Genomic DNA, 20,803 nt, shown 5'->3' on the forward strand with positions numbered 1-20,803 from the left:
GTGCCACGTCGGCACTGGTCAAAACCCGCCCGAATGGCTATAGACGCCCGTTGAAGAGGCGGCTTGCCCGTCTAAACCGCACAAGGTGGATGAACGTTTGAAGACCGCCAAGACAAAAAAGACCGTGGATTCCGAAACGATCACCGCAGTCCTGAAGCGCATTTTTGCAGAAAACGCCCGTGATCATCTTTCCGGCTACGCTTTTGCAATTCTCTGCCTTCTGGCCGTTGCGGGAACCACGGCGTTCACCGCCTGGATCATGGATTCCATTATCAACGAGGCCTTCGTCAACCGACGCGCCGACCTCGTCTGGATCATCTGCCTGTCCATTTTCGCGGCCTTCTTCCTTCGCGGTCTGGCAACCTACGGCCAGTCGGTCGCGCTTTCGAAAATCGGCAACAACATCGTTGCCCGTTATCAGAAGCGTTTGTATTCGCATCTCATGACGCTGTCGGTGGGTTATCTCAGCGAGTCCCGCTCCGCGCATCTGGCAGCGCAGGTCAGCCAGAATATCGGCGGCATCCGCGATGTCATGAACCTGACCGTGACGACGGTTGCCCGTGATCTGCTGACATTCATCGCGCTTGTTGCGGTGATGATCATCAAGGATCCGGTTCTTTCGATCGTCATCGTCTTCATCGTGCCGCCATTGGTTCTGGGTCTGCGCTACATCTCCAAGCGACTCCGCAGCGCCACGCGCGACGCGGTGATCCTCAACAGCCGTGTGCTGGGTGCCATGCAGGAGACATTGCAGGGCATCGCCATCGTCAAAGCCTTCACGATGGAAAAGCAGTTGGAAAGCCGTGTCGATGCGGTGATCGATTCCGCTGAATGGCGCGCAAATCGCATCGCCCGACTGACCGAAAAGAGTGCACCTCTTACGGAAACCATTGCAGGTCTCGCGGTATCGGGCGTTTTGGGCTATGCGGCCTATCGCGCCATTTACGACAATGTTCCCCCGGGTGCATTTTTTGCCTTCGTCACAGCGCTTCTTCTGGCTTATGATCCGGCACGTCGCCTTGCCCGCGTTCAGATTTCGCTGGAGCGCGCGGTCGTCAATGCACAAATGATCTACGACATCCTCGACATGGAACCTGTCCAGCGTCAAAAGGTCGACGCAAAGCCGTTGATTGTTTCCAATGCAACGGTGGAACTGCGTGACGTGGTGTTTTCCTACAAGGACGGCGGCCCGATCCTGAAGGGTGTCAGCTTCATTGCCGAAGGGGGCAAGACGACGGCTCTGGTTGGCCCGTCCGGTGCCGGCAAGTCGACCATCATCAACCTCATTCCGCGCTTTTACGATCCAAGCGGCGGCGCCATTTTGATAGACGGCCAAAACATTGCCGATGTCACGACCATGTCCGTGCGCCAGAACCTCGCTTATGTCTCGCAGCAACCCTATCTTTTCGAAGGCACGATCCGCGACAATATTCGCTACGGTCGTCCCGAAGCAACGGATGCCGAAATCGAGGAAGCAGCAAGGCTTGCCTTTGCGCATGACTTCATCCTCGCACAGCCGCAGGGCTACGAGACTCCGGTTGGCGAAAACGGCATGACGCTCTCTGGCGGTCAACGGCAGCGCCTGTCGATTGCCCGCGCGCTTGTTCGCAATGCGCCGATCCTGCTGCTGGACGAAGCCACATCGGCGCTCGACACGGAATCCGAAGCCGTGGTGCAGAAGGCGCTCGATACCGCCATGACGGGTCGCACGGTCATCGTGATTGCGCATCGGCTTTCAACCGTGGTCAAAGCCGACAAGATCGTGGTCATGAATGAAGGCCTGGTGGTTGAAGAAGGCGTTCACGAGACGCTTGCACGCCAGGAAGATGGTCTTTACGCTCGCCTCAACAATCTTCAGGCAACGGGTGTGCGTGGCCTTTGAACCCGATAGCATGAGCGAGGCAGCATGAGCGGCGATGGCATAAAACTGGTGGTGGTGGGTGCGGCCGGTCGTATGGGACAGACGCTGATACGGCTGATCCACGAAACGCCGGGCGTTCAGCTTCATGCGGCGGTCGAGCGCGAAGGCTCTCCCTTTATCGGCCGTGATGCCGGCGAGCTATCGGGCCTTGGCCCCATCGGCATTGCTGTGACCGGTGACGCCCTTGCCGCCTTTTTGCATGCGGAAGGTGTCATCGACTTTACCTCGCCTGCTGGAAGCGTCGGTTTTGCAGGCCTTGCGGCCCAGGCCCGGATTGTTCATGTCGTCGGTACGACGGGCTGTCCGCCGGATGACGAGGAAAAGTTTCAAGCCGCCGCCCGGCATGCCCGCATCGTCAAGTCGGGCAATATGAGCCTCGGCGTCAATCTGCTCGGCGTATTGACCCAGCAGGCGGCAAAGGCGCTAGACGCCCAGGCCTGGGACATCGAAATCCTCGAAATGCACCATAAACACAAGGTTGACGCGCCGTCCGGCACCGCCCTGCTCTTGGGGCAGGCAGCGGCGCAGGGTCGCGGCATCGACCTTGCCGCAAAATCCGTGCGCGTTCGGGATGGTCACACCGGCCCGCGCGAGGGCGGCACGATTGGTTTTGCCACGCTGCGCGGCGGCTCTGTTGTCGGCGATCACTCGGTAATTTTCGCAGGCGAAGGCGAGCAGGTTACGCTCTCGCACCACGCCGCAGACCGGACCATCTTTGCCCGCGGCGCCATCGCTGCCGCCGTCTGGGCGCATGGTCAAAAGCCCGGCCTTTATTCCATGCTGGACGTTCTGGGTCTGGCTGAAGACGATCACTAACCTCTGGAGAGACATTGATATGAGCGGAACCCTCGTCCTCGTTCGTCACGGCCAAAGTGACTGGAACCTCAAGAACCTCTTCACCGGTTGGCGTGATCCGGACCTGACGGAACTTGGCATTCAGGAAGCCAATGCGGGCGGCAAGGCACTTGCCGATTACGGTATCAAATTCGATATTGCCTACACATCATCGCTGATCCGCGCGCAGCGCACCTGCCAGATGGTTCTGGACAATGTCGGCCAGTCCGACCTTGAGACGATCCGCGATGAAGCTTTGAACGAGCGCGATTACGGCGATCTCTCCGGCTTGAACAAGGATGATGCGCGTAAAAAATGGGGCGAAGAGCAGGTCCATATCTGGCGCCGTTCCTACGACATTCCACCGCCAGGCGGCGAAAGCCTGCGCGATACCGGCGCCCGCGTCTGGCCCTATTATCTCACCGAGATTCTTCCACGCGTGTTGCGCGGCGAAAAGGTGCTTGTGGCAGCCCACGGTAATTCTTTGCGATCGATGGTGATGGTTCTGGACAAGTTGAGCAAGGAAGAAATCCTGAAACTCAATCTCGCGACCGGCGTTCCCATGGTCTACAAGCTGAACGCCGACTCAACGGTCGCATCCAAGGACGTTCTGGGCGATATGTCTGCCGCCCACTGACGCAGAAATGAAAAGAGCGCCCTCCACTTCATGTGGACGGGCGCTCGATACGCTGCAAAATTCAAGCTGTTGCATTTACTGAAGCATAACATCAGAAATTGCGGTGTTCGCCAAACCAGTAAGCGCAAAATACTGTCGAACCTGCAAAAACAGCGAAGAACGTCGCGATAAGAATTCCGATTTCCATGATCGTTTACTCCTAGCATCCTCTAAAAATCTACAAGTACAACGCGCGATGCTTGAAGAAGTTTCATTGTCTGTCTGATTGGCCGTCGTCGCGGCCCGCCGCGTTGTCTGCCACAGGCGCCAGAAACAGAAAAAAGAGCGAACAAAAGCCTCTGCTTTTGCGATATTTCACAAAGCATCATCATTCCGTCATGCAGAGATAATAATCCGCAGTGATCGCCTTGAAAATACGAGGCACATCCGTTCAGAATGCCGTTTGATCATTGATAATCGAAAGTGCGACCCGTGCGCTACGCCATCTATTTCACGCCTGCCAAGGACGATGCCCTCACCGAAACGGCATCGCGGTGGCTCGGGCGACATGCATTCACCAACATAGAGTATGATGACCACGCTGCTTACGCCGATTTGACCGCAGAGCCGCGCCGCTACGGTTTTCACGCCACGCTGAAGGCACCCTTCGAGCTGTCCGCTGATTGCAGCGAGGCCGATCTTCTGGCCGCGTTCGGAACCTTTGCCAGCAAGCATCAGGCGTTTGATATTCCCAACGTCGTCATCGGCACGCTCGGCCCCTTTTTCGCTATTGTGCCGGACAGCATGCATGAACCGCTTCAGGATTTCGCCGCAGACGCGGTCAGCTTTTTCGAACCTTTCCGTGCACCCTTGTCCGACAACGATATTGCACGGCGCAAGCCGCAAAATCTGACGGAAAGCGAAAGGCAGAACCTGTCGCGCTGGGGCTATCCCCATGTCATGGAGGATTTTCGCTTCCATATGACACTGACCGGCCCCGTGCCGGAAAACGACCGTGCGGAAGTGGCCAGTGTTCTCAAACGCGAGTTCGCCGCCTTCATCGATCGCCCTTTGCCTATCTCAGGGCTTGGGCTGTTCGTTGAACGGTCACGCGGAGAAGGATTTACCGTCCACACTTGGCTGCCGCTTACCGGATCAGCCGAACAGACGCACGGCGCTGACAGCGCCCACGACACGAAAGATCGACGCCCATGACCGAACATGTGTTTTCCAACGCCCGCATCGTTCTCGAAGACGAGATCATCGACGGTTCCGTTCTCGTTCGAGATGGCCTGATCGTTGATATCAGCGACGGCGCGGCACGCGCAGGCGAGGATATGGAGGGAGATTTTCTGATCCCCGGTCTGGTCGAACTGCACACCGACCATCTGGAACAGCATTACTCCCCGCGCCCCGGCGTTACCTGGAACAAGATCGCCGCCATTCAGGCGCACGATGCGCAGGTCGCGTCATCCGGTATCACCACGGTTTTCGATTGTCTTCGCCTCGGCTCGGATGAGGATGGTGGCTTTGCGAAAGGTGAAATGCGCGACATGGCAGATGCCATCGAGCGCGCCCAGAGCGAAAACCGGCTGCGTGCCGACCACCTGTTGCACCTGCGCTGCGAAGTGGCAGCCTCTGACGTTCTGGATCATTTCGAAGATTTCGAAAACGATCCGAAGGTGAAGCTGATTTCCCTGATGGATCACTCCCCGGGTCAGCGCCAGTTCCAGACCATGGAGCAATACATCATGTTCTATCAGAAGAAGCGCGGCCTCAGCGACGAGGTCTTCAAGGCCTTCGTTGATCGCCGCGTCTCGGCATCGAAGAAATACTCCGCCCAGCATCGCGACGTTCTGGCTGCCCGCTGCGCCGAACGTGGCATCACCATTGCAAGCCATGACGACGCGACGGATGCGCATGTGGAAGAGGCCATCGGCCACGGTGTAAAGCTTGCGGAATTCCCGACCAGCGTCGAGGCCGCCAAGGCATCGCACAGTGCCGGCATGAGCGTTTTGATGGGCGCGCCGAACATCGTTCGTGGCAAATCCCATTCCGGCAATATCGCAGCGCGGGATTTGGCCGAACTCGGCGTCCTCGATGTGTTGTCATCGGATTACGTTCCGTTCAGCCTTCTCTACGCACCGTTCCTGCTGGTCGATCAGGTCGAAGGCATGACGCTGCCCAAGGCGCTGTCGATGGTTACATCGACGCCTGCGCGCACCGTCAGCCTGGATGACCGTGGCCGCATAGCGCCGGGGCTGCGCGGCGATCTGGTGCGCGTTCACCGCGACGACGACGTGCCCGTCGTTCGCTCCGTCTGGCGGCAAGGCAGGCGTGTTGCATGAGTGAGAGTTCGCCACAGCGCTCCCATCCGGCATCATGCCCCCGCGGCATCATGATCGTGGTGGTGGGACCCAGCGGCGCTGGCAAGGATACGCTGATGCAGTTTGCCGCAGCGCAACTCGGCGAGACGCAAAAGCTGCACTTCGTGCGCCGTGTCATCACCCGAGACCATGATGCAGGCGGCGAAGACCACGACGCGGTGAGCCAGGACGAGTTCGACCGGCGACAACAGGCGGGGGACTTCTGCGTCTCATGGCAAGCACATGGCCTAAGCTACGGCATTCCGGTATCGGTGCTGGACAGGCTGAACCAGGGCAAAATTCTCATCGCCAATGGCTCGCGCTCGGCGCTGGCGCATTTCAAGGCGACATTTCCATCCCTGAAGGTCATCAACATCGTCGCGACACCGGAGGTGTTGGCGCAACGGCTGGAAAGCCGCGGGCGTGAAAACCGCGAGGACATCCTACGGCGGCTTCAACGCGGCTCCATCGAGGTCTGCGGCGATTTCGATGTGACCACAATCGACAATAGCGGTGCGCTGGAGCAGTCCGGCAGAGCGTTGGCGGACGTCCTTGAAGAACAAATCCGCCGTTACAGTTGATTACAGCGCGTTGATTTCGGCCAATATATCGTCGTCGATGACAATGCCGTTTTCCAGCGAGTGCTTGCGGACGCCCTGACTGCGACGGCCCGGCAGACGCGCATTCTCCTGCCCCTCGATTTCGCGGGCCATCAACGCCACGCGCTTGGCCAAGACGTCGTCTCCGGCAATGAGCGGATCGATGGCGATGATGGTGTGGCCCAAAGAGGGTGCCGTTCCCGTATCGTCCAGAAGAGACGAAGCCTGAAAGCCGAAATTTCCGCCGGTCAAACCTGCGGCCATGACCTCCACCATCAGCGCCAGCGCAGCTCCCTTGGCCTCACCCGCTGGTACCATGGTGCCGTTGATGGCCTCGTTCGGATCGGTCGTCGGTTTTCCAGAGGCATCCAATGCCCAGTCATTGGGGATTTCGGCGCCCTTCTGGCGGGCGGCCATGATCTTTCCGCGCGCGACCTTGGACAGAGCAAGGTCGATGACCAGCGGATCGGCACCGTCCACGGGTGCTGCGAACGCAATCGGGTTGGTACCGTAAAGCGGCTTGATGCCGCCCCATGGCGCCATCGACGCAGGCGCATTGGCCACCATGAAAGCGACAAGCCCTTGCTCTGCGAAGCGCTCGACCGTTAGCGCCATGACGCCAGCATGATGCGACCGACCGATGACGGCGAGCGCTATGCCCTGCTCACGGGCAATATCAGGAAGCTGATCGACGGCAAGATCAATAGCCGGATAAGCATATCCATGGTGCGCATCGATGGAGAAGACGGCGGGGCGAATGCGCGTCGCGACCGCGACCGCCTTGGCATCCACTTTTCCAACGCGCAGCTGCGCGATGTAAACCGGAATGCGCCTGAAGCCGTGGCCACTTTGCCCGGCCGCCTCGGCCGCCACAAGCGCTCGGGCAACCGAACGCGCCGTGGCTGGCAACACGCCATCCTTTTCGAAAATGGAAGAAACGAAGTCTTCCGCCTGCTCAATGCTGAATTTCATGGTGTCGAATGCTTCCTGATGAGACGACAGCCCTACCTCAATCCTGCGCGAACAAAAAGTCCAATCGCCTGAAATTCAGGACAATCACTGCATCACAATTCTCACCTGGAACGATGTTTCCGCGCCCTGCGGAGGTTCAGACACCGAGGCACGTTCGATTGCACTCAAGACCTTGCTGTCGATCTGCGCATCGCCGGTGGAACTGAGGATACGTGCTCTGCCGATGGAACCGCCCGCATCGACGCTGAACGCAACCGTGACAGCCGTTCCCTTGTCACCGACCCTGGCCACACGACGGGAGACGGCAGAGCGCACCTTCGAGTTCCACTTGGCAGGCGATGCGGATGACGAAAACAGCCCGGAGCTGGTCTTGGGCGCGGCCGTGCGATTGGACTGCGTCGTTTCCGATCTCGCGGCCTGTCTGGCTTCCGATGGTGGTGGTGCGGTCTTGCGTTCGGCCTTCTTCTTGTCGGGCTGCTCTTTCTTCTCCACCTGCTTTTCAACAGGCGGTGGCGGTGGCCGCAGCATAGGCAACGGCACCTCGACATTTTCGAGCTCGGCCATTTGCTGCTGCTGAACGGGGTCGACCTCTTCCACAGGCGGTGGCGGCTCTTCCGGCAAGGGCTCGGCTACTTCCGGCGGCGGCTCGGGCATGGGTTCAGGCAATGGCTCCGGCGGCGGCGGTGTTTCCTCGGCAACCGGTTCCGGCGGTGGCTGGGCTGGCTCTTCCGGCGGGACGTCCTCTACCTTTTCAGGCTCGACGCTCTTGACCTCTTCGGTATCGACGACATCGTTGGCCTCCACCGTTTCTTCGGTGTTGACTGCCTGCGGAAGTGCGGCCAGCTCGATCATGATGGCAGCGGGCGGTCCGCCATCCGTGGGCGGTTCCGGCGGTTGCTGCAACAGGTAATAGGCGGCACCGGCATGCACCGAGATCGTCAGCACGGCAGCCGTCGTCCACAGGGCCACCTCTCCCAGCCGGGAGCGTCCGGTGCGAAAAGTGGTTTCATTCATGGAGCCACTCCACTGGGCGCTGGCGCGCCCGATGGTGCTGTCTGCGGCTGAGCGGATGGAGCAGGTGCTCCGGGCTGGCCGGCAGCCGCCGCATTTTCAAGGCCCACAAGGGCGATCTTGAGGTAACCGCTATCGCGCAGCATGTTCATGATTTCCATGAAGTGCCCATAATCCACCGCCTTGTCGGCGCGCAGGAAAATGCGGGTGTCCTTTTTGCCGCCAGTGCGCGCATCGAGGCTTGCCGTCAGCGCTTCGCGCGCCACCGCGTCGTTACCAAGATTGAGCGACAGGTCGTCCTTGACCGTCAGGTAAAGCGGCTCTTCCGGACGCTCTGCGGGCTTGGCGCTGGAGGCCGGCAGATCGACGTTCACATCCACCGTGGCCAATGGTGCCGCCACCATGAAGATGATCAGCAGAACCAGCATCACGTCGATGAACGGCGTGACGTTGATCTCATGGTTTTCGGAGAGCTCGTCTCCACCGCTTTCGCGAATACCGCCAGCCATGATCAGCGCCCCACGAGAGAGACCGCAGGCTTGACAGCGCTGCCCGGCGGAATGCGGCGGAAATCGAGGTCACGGCTGACGAGACGTTCGACACCGGCGGCGACATCGGCCAGCAGGTGGCGATAGCCGGTGATCGAGCGGGCAAACACGTTGTAAATCACCACGGCAGGGATAGCGGCGACGAGGCCGATAGCGGTTGCCAGAAGCGCTTCGGCGATACCGGGTGCCACGACGGCAAGATTGGTCGTCTGCGATTCCGAGATGCTGATAAACGAGTTCATGATGCCCCAGACCGTACCAAACAGGCCTACGAAGGGCGAGACCGAACCGATGGTCGCCAGAACGCCCGTGCCGCGCGACATGCGACGACCTGCGTGGGTTTCGATGCGGCCGAGAACGGAGGACACACGTTCCTTGATGCCGCCGCCGTCGGTGTGCTCCACCACGGCGTCGGACAGCTGCATTTCATGGGTCGCCATGCGCAACATCAGCGCGCCGGGGCCACCCTTCTTTTCTGAGGCTTCCGTGGCTTCCGCCAAGGTCTTGGCCTTGTGGACGATCTTGAGCGTGGACCGCGCACGAATACGTGCGCCCGCCAGTTCGATGGTCTTTGCGACCCAGACTGTCCAGGTGATGAGCGACGCAAGCGCCAGCCCGATCATCACACTCTTGACCACCCAATCAGCGGCCATGAACATACCCCATGGGGACAGGTTGTGCGGAATATCCGTACGTTGCTCGGGTGTGGCAGCTTGCGGAGCGGCTGGCTCTGCCAGAGTAGGCTGAAGCGGCGGCTCAGTGGCTGCACCCGGCGCGGGCTGCTGCTGGGCGGATGGCGTTACCGGTGCCTGGCTTGCAGGTTCCGTGCTTGGAGGTGCCGGGGCAGGCTGCGGCTCTGCGGGCTGCACCTGTTGTGGCTGGGCAGGCGCTGGCGGCGCGACAGTCTGCGCTTCCGAGGCGGGTTCGGTGGCCGGGGCTGGCGGCGGCGTCTGGGCAAAAGCTGCGCTCACACCAAGGCAGGCGAGCAGCGGCAGCATGATGGCGGCAGACCTGCACCGCTTGCTCCACACAACATGGGAGTTTGACGAAGGGGTCAATGTTTCACGTACCATCATGTTAATCCCGGATCTCGTAACAAGCGTCGATTTTGACAACCACAATCCGCATCTCTCAAAAAATCTCGGATGCAAACGTGCCTGTCGCCTCGCTAACAAAGTTGAGTAGAAAGGACAACTAATACATCGGAGAAATATGATCTGTAAACTCTTCTTTATGCAAAAGACGAGCGAGAAGGAGCATCCACCTGCCGCAAACGGCAGAGATTACGACACGAGTGCACGACCTTTGTCAGCCGGTATCGCAGGGATAAGACGGTCTGCGGTAGAAAAACCAGCATCGCGTGACCGTGGTTGAAATCCTTAATCTGCGGCGCTTAAACTCGGCTTTCGTTCCGGACTGGGCACGTGGCCCACGTCTAAACATCCCTTGCGAGACCCCATGACCAGACAGAGACGCCGCACCATCATCCGCGTCAGACGCACGGTAACCGGCATTGCGCTGGTTGCCGCACTTTCGTTTATCGCGGGAATGACGGATGCGATCGGCTTGAGCCTGTCGGGCGATTTCGTGTCCTTCATGACGGGAAACACGACGCGCGCAGCACTCTCCCTCCAGTCAGGCGATCTTGGCCATGCCGCCACCCTGCTGCTTGCCGTGCTCACCTTCGTTGCGGGCAATGCGGGCGGCATCGTCGTTGCCCATACCACCGACAGACGGCTTTTCACGGTCCTGTGCGCCGTCAGTCTCGTCATGGCCTTGGCCGCCCTGTTGCAGACGCAAGGCATGACACTCAGCCAGTTCTATCTCGTCGTCTTTGCCATGGGCATGATCAATGCTGCGGTGGAGCATGTGGAAGGCCTGCCCATCGGCCTTACCTATGTCACCGGCGCGCTCTCCCGCTTCGGGCGCGGCATTGGCCGTTTCATTCTGGGCGAGCGCAAGCTGGACTGGACCATCCAATTGGTGCCGTGGCTAGGTATGGTCATGGGCGCGATTTCAGGGGCCATTCTCGCGCGGTTTGTTCCCGGCTTTGCGCTGCTGATCGTCAGCCTGCTGGTTTTTGCGGTGGCACTCGTCAGCCTGGCTATGCCGCGTTCGCTCAGCCGCCGGTTTCAGTCCAACGTGGTCAAACACACTAGCCGACGGACATAGGGTTACTTGGCGGAAATCGTCACGAACTTCGTGCCGCGCACGCGCACGGTCATCACGCAGGGTTCGGTGTCCGTGCGCTCGCAAAAGCGCGGATGCATCTTGAACTCGAACACCATGTTGCCGAAACGCTGAACAAAATCGTAACTGTAGATCGTGGCGGTGGCGATCATCAGATAGCCGCCCTCCTTGACCTGCACATAGAAATTGTAAGGGCAGCCATCGTCGTTGCAGGCGCGCGCCTTTTCACCATCGCAGGTCAGTTCGCCGCGGTTGGTCACGGCATCCACCAGCCCGTCATTGTTGATGTCGAGCCGGGTGACAAAACCCTCGCCGAATTCCGCCACTTTGCACTCCTGGCGAAAATGGTCCTTCTCGTAAATCTCGGGGTCGCTGACCAGCTGCTGCTGGGCCTGCGCCATCATCGGAACGGCCAGAAAAACCAGCGATTGAAGCGTAACGAAGAGAAGGCGTCTCACGGCATTTTCCTTTGGGTCTGTTTCCGCTATGGATGCGGCAGCATTGGGCATGTCAGTTTTGATCCGGCGGTGGATCATATCGGGCGGTCCTTGCGTGACACTGACCGCGCGCAAACATTCGAGGAGCGCCTGCCCATGACCCTTCTGGCTTTTCTCGATTATGCCGGCGTTGCAGTGTTTGCTGCGACCGGCGCGCTTGCGGCATCGCGCAAGCAGCTGGATTTCATCGGCTTTCTGTTTTTTGCAGCCGTCACCGGCATCGGTGGCGGAACGCTGCGCGATCTGGTGCTGGGCCGTGCGCCGGTCTTCTGGGTGGTCAACCCGACCTATATTCTCGTCTGCGTCGTCATCGCAGCGCTGGTCTATCTCACCGCCCACCTGCTGGAATCGCGTTACCGCCTGTTGATCTGGCTGGATGCCGTCGGTCTGTCGGCCTATTGCGTGATGGGAGCCGCCAAGGGCCTGGCCGTCACCGGCTCGCCCACGGTTGCCATCGTCACCGGCACCATGACGGCGACTTTCGGCGGCGTGTTGCGTGATATTCTGGCGGGCGAACCGTCCGTCTTGTTGCGTCCAGAGGTCTATATCAGTTGCGCTTTGGCGGGCGCCTGCGTCTTTACCGCAGCGCACGCCATCGGCCTGCCGCTTCTCGTGGCGTCCGCTGCCGGTGTTCTCACCGCCTTTGCCATCCGAAGCGGCGCGCTGATTTTTGGCTGGACCTTTCCGCGTTATCACCCCCGCCCCGGCAGACCGCCCGAAGACGTGATGTAGGGCACATGCAAAAGGCGCCCGTGGGCGCCTCGACATGCTCTATTGAAAGACTTTCTCAGTGCACGCTGATGGTGCGCAACTCGTCTTCCGCAGCCTTGAAGAAGGTGCTGGAGCGGTTGTCCGTCAGAAGGATCGGCGTGCCATCGGCACCGAACAGCGCCCACAGATCAAGGCCGGGATCGATTTTCGGGGCTTCAGGGAAACAACGGTTCACTTCCTCGGCGCGCATCTTTCTGATGTATCCGACTTCGCCTGCACCGATGTGAGCCAGCTGTGACATCGTCAAACGGGCGTGCGCTTCTTTCAAGAGCATATTTCGGCCTCCAGATTCTTCAGACGCCGTCATGCGGTGGGTCGCTTGGCGTGCAGAATCCTATTGTGAAACGGAAATGTTAATTTTTTTCACCACGCTGGAGATTTCCGGCCGTGTGAGATCAATCGACAAGAGCCCATTGCGCAGACGCGCATCATTGACCTGCATGCCATCCGCGAGCACGAACACCCGTTGGAACTGCCGCGCGGCAATACCACGATAAAGATAGTCCTTCGCATCCTGTTCCTGCTGGCGTCCACGGATGACGAGCTGATTGTCAGCCGTCGTCACCTCCAGATCGTCTTCGGAAAAACCAGCGACCGCAATGGTGATCCGCAGGCGCTCAGGACTGTTTCCCTCGGCTGCCAGGCGCTCGATATTGTAGGGGGGATAACCGTCATTCGCCTTTGCCATGCGCTCCAGCGTTTTTTCCATAGCGTCGAAACCCAGCATCAACGGGTGCGTGAATGGTGTCATGCGGCTCATCTGTTTCAGTCCTTGTATCCAAGCGACGATCGTCTGCCCCGTTTACGGCGGCATGCCTTCATATGGGAATATGCGGTTTGCAACGCAAGAACGGCACGACGCGAAAAGTCTGAACCGCCGCGTGCTTGACAAGGCTCCGAAACAGGCTTGAAAAGGCGTGTCATAGAAAAAACAGGACGATCATGGCCGAGCGCAGAAAAATCATCATCGACACCGACCCGGGACAGGACGACGCAGCTGCCATCATGCTGGCCTTGGCGAGCCCGGATGAAATCGAAGTTCTCGGTCTGTGTGCCGTTGCGGGCAACGTGCCGCTGAAGCTGACCAGCCGCAACATTCGCATCATGCTGGAACTGTGCAACCGCACCGAAATCCCTGTTTACGAGGGCTGCGAGCGCCCGCTGATCCGCGCGCCGATTACCGCCGAGCACGTTCATGGCAGCACCGGGCTGGACGGCCCAACCTTGCCGGAGCCTGTTCTCGAAGAGCAATCGCAAAACGCCATCGACTTCATCATCGAAACGATACGCCGTGAGCCGGAAGGCACGATCACGCTCTGCACGCTGGGTGCGCTGACCAACATCGCCACCGCCTTGCAGAAGGCGCCCGATATTGCACCGCGCGTGAAAGAACTGGTGCTGATGGGTGGTGGCTTCTTCGAGGGCGGCAACATCACGCCTGCTGCGGAATTCAACATCTATGTCGATCCGCAGGCCGCCGACATCGTGTTCCGCTCCGGCATTCCCCTGGTCATGATGCCGCTAGACGTGACGCACAAGCTGCTCACCACCAAGGCCCGCGTTGCCGCCATCCGCGATATCGGCACCCGTCCGGCGATTGCCATGGCGGAGATGCTGGAGTTTTTCGAACGCTTCGACGTGGAGAAATACGGCTCCGACGGCGGTCCACTGCATGACCCGACCGTGATCGCCTATCTCATCAAGCCGGAGCTATTCGATGGCCGCGATTGCAATGTCGAGATCGAAGTGAATTCCGAACTCACCATCGGCATGACGGTTGTCGACTGGTGGAAGGTGACAGGCCGGGCGCCCAATGCCCGCGTGATGCGCGATGTGGATGCGGATGGGTTCTTTGCGCTTCTGACGGAGCGTTTTGCGCGGATTTGATTCTCTTCTTCCGTCACCCCGGCCTTGAGCCGGGGTCCAGTGCGATCAAGTCCTTGATCGCAAAAGCCTCTTGTCGCCGCGCAGACGCGCGGCGGCTGGATCCCGGCTCAAGGCCGGGATGACGGTGGCAAAGCAGTGCCTTCACTCAAAGCTCGTAAAAATCCGCAACAACCTTCCACGCATCCTCAGCTGTTTCGCAGAAATGCAGCAGCTCCATATCATCAGGCGCAATGGTGCCGAAATCGGCCAGCGCTTCGAAATTGATGATCGAGCGCCAGAAGGCTTCACCGAACAGGATGAGCGGGATGGGGGCCATGCGCTTGGTCTGGATCAGGGTCAGCGTCTCAAACAGCTCATCCATGGTACCGAAGCCGCCGGGAAACACCACGACCGCCTTGGCGCGCATCAGAAAATGCATCTTGCGGATGGCGAAATAGTGGAAGTTGAAGCTGAGTTCCGGCGTCACATGCGGATTGGGTGCCTGCTCGTGCGGCAACAGAATGTTGAGCCCGATGGACGGCGCACCGGCTTCCGATGCACCGCGGTTGCCCGCTTCCATCACGCCCGGTCCGCCACCCGTCATCACGACATATTCGCGGTGATCATGCTTTTCGGATTCGCCGGCGCAGAGTTTAGCGAACTTGCGGGCCTCGTCATAATAAACCGAGGCCGCTTCCAGGTTCTTCCTCTGCGTTTCGTTGCGCGCCGCCCAGGCATTGCCGCCCGGCTCGGGAATACGCGCACCGCCAAACAGCACGACGGTGGATTTGATGCCGCGCTCGGTCAGGATCATTTCCGGCTTCATCAGTTCCAGTTGCAGCCGGATGGGGCGCAACTCTTCGCGGCATAGAAAATCGGTATCGGCATAGGCCAGACGATAGGACGGCGAGGCCGATTGCGGGGTTTTGGGCAGGCCGTCTGCCTGCTGCTTGTCATCCGAGCTGGATTTCAAAGGGTCCCAGACACCGTCCTTGCGCCGCAACTTGCCGTTTTTCAGTTTTGCCATGTCCATGCCTTTCGTATAGCTGCGCCAAATCACATTGACGCCCTTGAAACACTCGCTTAGAGCAATTGACCATGTCCGGCCAGCGGTGCGGATGTTTCCCTGTATGTGACGATAGTCAGCGAAGTTTAAGGAATTCTCATGAGCATCTCGGATCTTGGCTCCCTTGAAACAATCATCGAAACCGCATTCGATAATCGCGACAGCGTCAATATATCGACCAAGGGCGAAATTCGCGATGCCGTCGAAACCTCGCTGAACCTGCTGGATAGCGGCCAAGTGCGCGTTGCCGAAAAGCAGGCCGATGGCAACTGGACCGTGAACCAGTGGCTGAAGAAAGCCGTGCTGCTCTCCTTCCGTCTCAACGATATGGAGATCGTCACCGGCGGCCCCGGCGAATCCACATGGTGGGACAAGGTGCCCTCCAAATTCGAAAACTGGGGCGAAAACCAGTTCCGTGCCGCAGGTTTTCGCGCGGTGCCGAATGCGGTCGTGCGTCGCTCTGCCTACGTTGCCAAGAACGTCGTTCTGATGCCGTCCTTCGTCAATCTCGGTGCTTACGTCGATGAAGGCACCATGGTCGACACTTGGGCAACCGTTGGCTCCTGCGCGCAGATCGGCAAGAACGTGCACCTGTCCGGCGGCGTCGGCATTGGTGGCGTGCTTGAGCCGCTTCAGGCTGGCCCGACCATCATCGAAGACAATTGCTTCATCGGCGCGCGTTCGGAAGTCGTTGAAGGCTGCATCATCCGCGAAGGTGCCGTTCTGGGCATGGGCGTGTTCATCGGCAAATCCACCAAGATCGTGGACCGCGCCACCGGCTCGATCACCTATGGCGAAGTTCCGCCTTACTCCGTGGTCGTTGCTGGCACCATGCCGGGCAAGCCGTTCCCGAATGGCGAGATGGGCCCGAGCCTCTATTGCGCCGTGATCGTCAAGACCGTCGATGAGAAGACCCGTTCCAAGACCGGCATCAACGAGTTGCTGCGCGATTGATAAAGTAGACACCCATGCACGCCACCGATCCCGTCGCCAATCTCGCCGCCCTCATCCGTTGCCCGTCGGTGACACCAGCGGAAGGTGGAGCGCTTACGCTGCTCGACACGCTGCTGACGCCACTCGGCTTTGCGGTGGAGCGGGTGATGGCGACGGAAGAGGGAACCCCTGACGTCGAAAATCTCTACGCCCGGCTGGGCGATCAAGGCCCGCATTTGATGTTTGCAGGCCACACGGATGTCGTGCCTGTGGGGGACGAGACCGCCTGGAGCCACCCGCCTTTTGCCGCCGAAATTACAGATGGTGAGATGTTCGGGCGCGGTGCAGTGGATATGAAAGGCGGCATCGCCTGCTTCGTTGCGGCCATCGCCCGCCATATCGAAAAACACGGGAAACCCCAAGGCTCCGTATCCTTCCTCATCACCGGCGATGAAGAGGGACCATCCATCAACGGCACCTCCAAACTTCTGGAATGGGCCGCCGCCAAGGGCGAGACATGGAATGCCTGCGTGGTGGGGGAACCCACCAACCCTGATCAGCTTGGCGACATGATCAAGATCGGTCGCCGCGGCTCGCTGTCTGGCCGCATCGTCGTCCATGGCGTGCAGGGCCACGCGGCCTATCCACATCTGGCTGACAATCCCATTCGCGGTCTGCTGCAACTGACCCAGGCGCTGATGGATCCGCCCTTCGATACCGGCACGGATAATTTCCAGCCATCCAACCTCGAAGTCACGACCATCGACACCGGCAATGCGGCCACAAATGTCATCCCGTCCAAGGCGACGGCTGCCTTCAACATCCGTTTCAATGATACATGGACGGCAGAGACGCTACGCGCCGAAATTATCCGCCGTCTGGACGAGGCAGCTGCTGATGGCGCGTTGCGCCCAGGACGCTCACCGGTCACATACGACATCATCTGGGCCGACCGCCCATCCCACGTTTTCCTGACCCGCAACAACGCGCTCATCTCCTCGCTGTCGGGTGCAGTCGCAGAGGTCACCGGCAACGAACCCAAGCTATCGACAACCGGCGGCACGTCGGATGCCCGTTTCATCAAGGATTACTGCCCGGTGGTGGAATTCGGCCTCGTCGGCCAAACCATGCACATGGTGGACGAGCGCGTCGCCGTTGCGGACTTGGAAACGCTGACCCGTATCTACGAGGTCTTCATCGAACGCTGGTTTGACCATGCCGTCGCTTAGCGATGCGACGCGCAGTTTGAGAGGTCTTTGGTTGCTGGGACGCGGCAACCAAGAAGGCATGCAGGCTTTTGATACATCGATTGTTAGCGTAGCACGGTCGTTTGTTGCGATAATCTGGTCGCTTCCGGCAATCATCGCCTACTTAATCTTTCAAAGACTGGAATTTCTCACTGAAATGCCGGATGCCGATCAAGGCAGCGTCGGGTTCTACGCCAAAGTTGGCGCAATCGAAGCCTTAGCCCTCATCGTAACGCCGCTTCTGATTTTTCTGTGTGTTCCGCTGTTGAGAATAAACCTATCGGCAGGCGCACTGATCGTCATCACGAATTGGTTTCTGGTCCCATCAAACTACCTGTCAGTCGCGATTATTTATCTCGCATATCTCTTGGATCAGGCAGACAATTTGAGTTCGACAATCTCTCTTGTTGTGCTTTCTTCAGGATTTCTTTTTCTCGCCGCATGGCTCTGGACTGTCTTGAGAACCGCAAGTGGCGCGCATGCATGGCAAATCCTTTGCCTGCTCGTTCTAACACTCGCACCGCAGTATGTGATCAACACCGCTCTCGCGAGTTTTCTAGAGGTATCCACTGCCTATGAATAGATTTGCGGTTAGTACACAGGAACATCATGCCTTCGTATAACGAGATAACCCTCTACGTCAGAGGCCTGTGGCTGCTGTTTCTGGGCGATCCGGCGGGTGGGCGGTTGCTGGATCTGACGGATCGGGGCGTGGGGCGGTCATTTTATGCGGCGCTCTGGTGCCTGCCGTCCATGGCGCTGTCCTGGTACTGGTGGCATGAAGCCTATGTTTCCGTGCTGCCGAAGGGTGTCGGCACCGGCGCCATCTTCTTCCTGCGGCTGGCCATGGTCGAGGCCATCTGCTGGATGGTGCCGCTGATCCTCATCGGGTTTCTGCTGGTGGCATTCGGTGCAAGACAAAAGTTTCCCGCCCTCGTCGTCGTCGCCAACTGGCTATCGCTGCCATTTTCCTATGCCTATGCCACGCTGATCCTGATCGCGTTACTAGTGCCATCCCTGCAGGGGCTGGTCGCGATCCTGTGGTTTTCGCTGTTGCTGGCGCTGGTCTTCAGCTTTTCGCGCATCGTCAAATTCTTCGTGCGGGACCAGCCGCTGTTGGTCGCCGCACTCGTCATGACGCTGCTCATTCCCGGCATGATCCTGTCGGAAGTGCTGCAACGCTTTCTGGGCGTCTATCCGAGCTGACACCTATCGGGTTGCACAACCTCGCCATCTTCCTTTGTGAAGCTACCGATGCTGCCATCGGCCAGAATCTCCAGCACCAATTCCGATGGCCGGCAAAGACGCGCGCCCTTGTCCGTCACCACGATAGGCCGGTTCAGGAGGATCGGATGCGCTTCGATGGCATCCAGCAAGGTATCATCACTCAAGCTCTCGTCCGAAAGGCCAAGCTCCGCACAGGGCGTGCCTTTTTCCCGCAGAAGGCCGCGCAGCGGCACACCGATCTTTTCAGCCAGAGACACGATCTCGGCACGCGATGGCGGCGTCTTCAGATATTCGATGATGACAGGTTCTTCGCCCGATTGGCGGATCATGGCCAGCGTGTTGCGCGAGGTGCCGCAGGCGGGGTTATGATAAATCGTCACCGTCATTGTTCGTCTCCGTTCTGGGCAGGCGCTGCGGTATCACATCGGGATAATCGACCTGCATGAAATAGAGCCCGTCCGGCGGGGCGACAGGGCCACAGGCCTTGCGGTCACGCGCCTCGAGTGCCGCCTTCACGTCTTCAACTGTCATGCCGCCATCACCGGCCAGTTTCAGCGTGCCGGCAAAGGAGCGGATCTGATTGTGCAGAAAGCTTTGTGCCGTCGCGCGGATCTCGATCAGGTCGCCGTCGCGCGTCACATCCAGTCGGTCGAGCGTTCTGACCGGGCTGTTGGCCTGGCAATGCACGGAGCGGAAGGTTGTAAAATCATGCCGACCGACCAGCATCTGGGCCGCCGCATGCATGGCCTCATGGTCGAGGTCCTTCGATACCCACCAGGCCCGCTTCTGTTCCAGAGCCAGCCGGGATTTGCGGCAGATGATGCGGTAGAGGTAGTGACGGCGCAGTGCTGAAAAGCGCGCGTCGAAATCCTCTGTTACTGCTTCCACGTCCAGAACCGAGACTGCCTCGCCCGCCATGGCCAGATGCGCGTTCAGTGCGTTGCGCAGCTTGTAGGGCTCCCAGGCGCGGGTGAGATCGACATGCACGACCTGTCCCTTGGCATGAACGCCAGAGTCGGTGCGGCCCGCGCCGCGAAAGCTTACCGTCTCTGTCGTCAGCGACAGCACGGCGGCTTCCAACGCGCCTTGCACGGACGGACCATTGGTCTGGCGTTGCCAGCCGAAATAGGGGGAACCATCATATTCGACGGTCATGCGGAAGCGTGGCATCAGCCGAGCCTCGTCCCGACAGCGACGGGAGTGCCGCGCAGAAAATCTTGAGCCAACATCGGCTTGCCGCCCGCCTTTTGCAGACGCAGCAGCCGCACCGCGCCGCTACCGCAAGCGATGGTCAGGGCACCGTCCAGAACGGAGCCCGCCTCGCCCATGCCGCTCGCCAATTCGGTTTCCAGCACCTTCACACGCTCGGCCTTGCCGCCGATCTGCATTTCGAACCATGCGCCCGGAAAGGGCGAGAGGCCGCGAATGTGATTGTGCACATCCTGGCTGGACCAGGAAAAATTGATGCGGGTTTCGCCTTTGTCGATCTTAGCTGCATAGACAACGCCCTCCTCCGCCTGCGGTGTCAGCGGCAAGTCATTATCTTCCAGCTTCAGCATCGCCTCACGCATCAGCCGCGCACCCGCCAGCATCAGGCTGTCATGCAATTCGCCAGCCGTCATGTTCGAGGTAATGGTGACCTTTGCCGTCAGCGCCACAGGGCCAGTGTCCAGCCCCTTTTCCATCTGCATCACCATCATGCCGGTTTCGGTATCGCCAGCCATAATCGCGCGCTGAATGGGGGCAGCGCCGCGCCAACGCGGAAGCAGCGAAGCGTGACCATTGTAGCAGCCAAGACGGGTGCCGTTCAAAATGTCTTCCGGCAACAGCAGGCCATAGGCGACGACGACCGCAACATCCGCATTGAAAGCCTTGAATTCCGCCCTGTCTTCTTCCGCTTTGAAATTCAGCGGCGTCAGCACAGGAATGCCGAGCAGTTCTGCTGCCTGATGCACGGGTGATTTCTGGAGATCGAGCCCGCGGCGACCGCCGGGTCGGGGTGGCTGCGTGTAGACGGCGGCGATCTTGTGGCCCGCATCGACCAGCGCGCGTAGGGTGGGAACGGAAAATTCCGGCGTTCCCATGAAAATGATGCGCAGTGCCATGCTCGCCCCCTGCCCTGTCGCCCGATCTGCCAAT

The 20,803-nt window shown here is 59.5% G+C and carries 24 protein-coding genes; 13 read left to right on the plus strand and 11 right to left on the minus strand.

Annotation, left to right across the window (positions count from 1 at the left end):
• The first annotated feature begins 97 nt into the window (after window positions 1-97).
• From RRU01S_RS09845 to phnN, 6 genes are all read left to right on the plus strand, one after another.
• On the plus strand, window positions 98-1,882 hold the full coding sequence (locus tag RRU01S_RS09845) for an ABC transporter ATP-binding protein (RefSeq protein ID WP_045230231.1): 1,785 nt from the start codon (window positions 98-100) through the stop codon (window positions 1,880-1,882).
• A 24-nt stretch (window positions 1,883-1,906) separates the two neighbouring features.
• Window positions 1,907-2,737 (plus strand): 4-hydroxy-tetrahydrodipicolinate reductase, encoded by an 831-nt coding sequence (dapB, locus tag RRU01S_RS09850; RefSeq protein ID WP_045230103.1) that lies wholly within the window; start codon window positions 1,907-1,909, stop codon window positions 2,735-2,737.
• A gap of 19 nt (window positions 2,738-2,756) precedes the next feature.
• A complete protein-coding gene (locus RRU01S_RS09855) occupies window positions 2,757-3,392 on the plus strand; it encodes a 2,3-bisphosphoglycerate-dependent phosphoglycerate mutase (RefSeq protein WP_045230104.1) in 636 nt (211 codons plus the stop codon).
• Window positions 3,393-3,863: 471 nt separating this feature from the next.
• Window positions 3,864-4,586, plus strand: coding sequence for a DUF1045 domain-containing protein (locus RRU01S_RS09860; RefSeq protein WP_045230105.1), 723 nt, complete (start codon window positions 3,864-3,866; stop codon window positions 4,584-4,586).
• Window positions 4,583-5,719 (plus strand): alpha-D-ribose 1-methylphosphonate 5-triphosphate diphosphatase, encoded by a 1,137-nt coding sequence (locus RRU01S_RS09865; RefSeq protein WP_045230106.1) that lies wholly within the window; start codon window positions 4,583-4,585, stop codon window positions 5,717-5,719. Before RRU01S_RS09860 ends, RRU01S_RS09865 begins: the two co-directional genes overlap by 4 nt.
• On the plus strand, window positions 5,716-6,318 hold the full coding sequence (gene phnN / locus RRU01S_RS09870) for a phosphonate metabolism protein/1,5-bisphosphokinase (PRPP-forming) PhnN (protein ID WP_045230107.1): 603 nt from the start codon (window positions 5,716-5,718) through the stop codon (window positions 6,316-6,318). Before RRU01S_RS09865 ends, phnN begins: the two co-directional genes overlap by 4 nt.
• Here phnN and RRU01S_RS09875 read toward each other — a convergent pair whose 3' ends face one another.
• The 4 genes from RRU01S_RS09875 to exbB form a co-directional block, all read right to left on the minus strand.
• A complete protein-coding gene (locus RRU01S_RS09875; RefSeq protein WP_045230108.1) occupies window positions 6,319-7,308 on the minus strand; it encodes an Ldh family oxidoreductase in 990 nt (329 codons plus the stop codon). It abuts the gene before it with no gap.
• An 84-nt stretch (window positions 7,309-7,392) separates the two neighbouring features.
• The gene (locus RRU01S_RS09880; RefSeq protein WP_045230109.1) at window positions 7,393-8,322 is read right to left on the minus strand and encodes an energy transducer TonB family protein; all 930 of its coding nucleotides are present in this window, start codon (window positions 8,320-8,322) and stop codon (window positions 7,393-7,395) included.
• Window positions 8,319-8,828: a TonB system transport protein ExbD gene (gene exbD, locus RRU01S_RS09885; protein ID WP_045230110.1), complete on the minus strand. Its 510-nt coding sequence runs from the start codon at window positions 8,826-8,828 to the stop codon at window positions 8,319-8,321. The genes RRU01S_RS09880 and exbD overlap by 4 nt, the downstream gene beginning before the upstream one ends.
• A 2-nt stretch (window positions 8,829-8,830) precedes the next feature.
• The gene (exbB, locus tag RRU01S_RS09890; protein WP_045230232.1) at window positions 8,831-9,940 is read right to left on the minus strand and encodes a tonB-system energizer ExbB; all 1,110 of its coding nucleotides are present in this window, start codon (window positions 9,938-9,940) and stop codon (window positions 8,831-8,833) included.
• 385 nt (window positions 9,941-10,325) lie between these two features.
• Between exbB and RRU01S_RS09895 the strand changes: the two genes are divergently transcribed.
• Window positions 10,326-11,039 carry a YoaK family protein gene (locus tag RRU01S_RS09895; RefSeq protein ID WP_045230111.1) on the plus strand — a complete coding sequence of 238 codons (714 nt, stop codon included), beginning with the start codon at window positions 10,326-10,328 and terminating at the stop codon, window positions 11,037-11,039.
• A 2-nt stretch (window positions 11,040-11,041) separates the two neighbouring features.
• Here the strand turns inward: RRU01S_RS09895 and RRU01S_RS09900 are convergent, their stop codons facing one another.
• Window positions 11,042-11,515: a hypothetical protein gene (locus RRU01S_RS09900; RefSeq protein ID WP_045230233.1), complete on the minus strand. Its 474-nt coding sequence runs from the start codon at window positions 11,513-11,515 to the stop codon at window positions 11,042-11,044.
• Window positions 11,516-11,650: 135 nt separating this feature from the next.
• On the opposite strand from RRU01S_RS09900, the gene RRU01S_RS09905 reads away from it, so the two are divergent.
• The gene (locus tag RRU01S_RS09905) at window positions 11,651-12,286 is read left to right on the plus strand and encodes a trimeric intracellular cation channel family protein (protein WP_045230234.1); all 636 of its coding nucleotides are present in this window, start codon (window positions 11,651-11,653) and stop codon (window positions 12,284-12,286) included.
• Between the two features lie 55 nt (window positions 12,287-12,341).
• On the opposite strand, the gene RRU01S_RS09910 is transcribed toward RRU01S_RS09905, so the two are convergent.
• Together RRU01S_RS09910 and RRU01S_RS09915 are read right to left on the minus strand one after the other, a co-directional pair.
• Window positions 12,342-12,599: a BQ00720 family protein gene (locus RRU01S_RS09910; protein ID WP_045230235.1), complete on the minus strand. Its 258-nt coding sequence runs from the start codon at window positions 12,597-12,599 to the stop codon at window positions 12,342-12,344.
• 60 nt (window positions 12,600-12,659) lie between these two features.
• The gene (locus RRU01S_RS09915) at window positions 12,660-13,085 is read right to left on the minus strand and encodes an Hsp20 family protein (RefSeq protein WP_045230112.1); all 426 of its coding nucleotides are present in this window, start codon (window positions 13,083-13,085) and stop codon (window positions 12,660-12,662) included.
• 182 nt (window positions 13,086-13,267) lie between these two features.
• Here RRU01S_RS09915 and RRU01S_RS09920 point away from each other — a divergent pair, with 182 nt between their 5' ends.
• On the plus strand, window positions 13,268-14,212 hold the full coding sequence (locus RRU01S_RS09920) for a nucleoside hydrolase (RefSeq protein ID WP_045230113.1): 945 nt from the start codon (window positions 13,268-13,270) through the stop codon (window positions 14,210-14,212).
• Window positions 14,213-14,357: 145 nt separating this feature from the next.
• Here the strand turns inward: RRU01S_RS09920 and RRU01S_RS09925 are convergent, their stop codons facing one another.
• Window positions 14,358-15,218, minus strand: coding sequence for an LOG family protein (locus RRU01S_RS09925; RefSeq protein WP_045230236.1), 861 nt, complete (start codon window positions 15,216-15,218; stop codon window positions 14,358-14,360).
• A 138-nt stretch (window positions 15,219-15,356) separates the two neighbouring features.
• On the opposite strand from RRU01S_RS09925, the gene dapD reads away from it, so the two are divergent.
• From dapD to RRU01S_RS09945, 4 genes are read left to right on the plus strand one after another with little or no spacing between them, the layout of a single operon-like run.
• The gene (dapD, locus tag RRU01S_RS09930; protein WP_045230114.1) at window positions 15,357-16,211 is read left to right on the plus strand and encodes a 2,3,4,5-tetrahydropyridine-2,6-dicarboxylate N-succinyltransferase; all 855 of its coding nucleotides are present in this window, start codon (window positions 15,357-15,359) and stop codon (window positions 16,209-16,211) included.
• 14 nt (window positions 16,212-16,225) lie between these two features.
• Window positions 16,226-17,419: a succinyl-diaminopimelate desuccinylase gene (gene dapE, locus RRU01S_RS09935; protein ID WP_045230115.1), complete on the plus strand. Its 1,194-nt coding sequence runs from the start codon at window positions 16,226-16,228 to the stop codon at window positions 17,417-17,419.
• The gene (locus RRU01S_RS09940) at window positions 17,406-18,020 is read left to right on the plus strand and encodes a hypothetical protein (RefSeq protein ID WP_045230116.1); all 615 of its coding nucleotides are present in this window, start codon (window positions 17,406-17,408) and stop codon (window positions 18,018-18,020) included. The genes dapE and RRU01S_RS09940 overlap by 14 nt, the downstream gene beginning before the upstream one ends.
• Window positions 18,021-18,046: 26 nt before the next feature.
• Window positions 18,047-18,643: a spermidine synthase family protein gene (locus RRU01S_RS09945; protein WP_045230117.1), complete on the plus strand. Its 597-nt coding sequence runs from the start codon at window positions 18,047-18,049 to the stop codon at window positions 18,641-18,643.
• Here the strand turns inward: RRU01S_RS09945 and arsC are convergent.
• The 3 genes from arsC to fmt are packed head-to-tail and all read right to left on the minus strand — an operon-like array spanning window position 18,631 to window position 20,769.
• Entirely contained in the window at window positions 18,631-19,050 is a 420-nt protein-coding gene (gene arsC, locus RRU01S_RS09950; RefSeq protein WP_045230118.1) for an arsenate reductase (glutaredoxin), read from the minus strand. The genes RRU01S_RS09945 and arsC overlap by 13 nt on opposite strands.
• Window positions 19,028-19,834 (minus strand): tRNA pseudouridine(38-40) synthase TruA, encoded by an 807-nt coding sequence (truA, locus tag RRU01S_RS09955; protein ID WP_045230119.1) that lies wholly within the window; start codon window positions 19,832-19,834, stop codon window positions 19,028-19,030. The genes arsC and truA overlap by 23 nt, the downstream gene beginning before the upstream one ends.
• The gene (gene fmt / locus RRU01S_RS09960) at window positions 19,834-20,769 is read right to left on the minus strand and encodes a methionyl-tRNA formyltransferase (protein WP_045230120.1); all 936 of its coding nucleotides are present in this window, start codon (window positions 20,767-20,769) and stop codon (window positions 19,834-19,836) included. Before fmt ends, truA begins: the two co-directional genes overlap by 1 nt.
• Window positions 20,770-20,803: the final 34 nt, after the last annotated feature.

It is taken from the genome of Agrobacterium rubi TR3 = NBRC 13261 (assembly GCF_000739935.1).
Classification (GTDB): Bacteria; Pseudomonadota; Alphaproteobacteria; order Rhizobiales; family Rhizobiaceae; genus Agrobacterium; species Agrobacterium rubi.